The sequence below is a fragment of the Streptococcus sp. HMSC074B11 genome (assembly GCF_001808705.1).
GTDB lineage: Bacteria > Bacillota > Bacilli > Lactobacillales > Streptococcaceae > Streptococcus.
Genome location: NZ_KV794275.1, coordinates 1 through 230 on the forward strand (window position 1 = coordinate 1; position 230 = coordinate 230).

1 protein-coding gene is annotated in these 230 nt (G+C 35.7%); it reads left to right on the plus strand.

The annotated features are described in order from the left end of the window. A partial coding sequence (locus HMPREF2619_RS07160; protein ID WP_148130376.1) for an Asp23/Gls24 family envelope stress response protein occupies positions 1-230 on the plus strand: 230 nt, incomplete at both ends.

Consider the following 230-nt stretch of genomic DNA (forward strand, 5'->3'; position numbering starts at 1 on the left):
GGAGAATTAACTTACGAAGATAAAGTTATTCAAAAAATCATCGGTCTTTCACTAGATAGAGTCCCAGGACTATTACATGTGGACGGCGGATTCTTCTCAAATCTTACAGAAAAAATTGTTAACACTAACGATGTAACACACGGTGTTAACGTTGAAGTTGGTAAAGAACAAGTAGCAGTTGACTTGAACGTTATTGTAGAGTACAGAAAAAACGTTCCAACTCTATACAA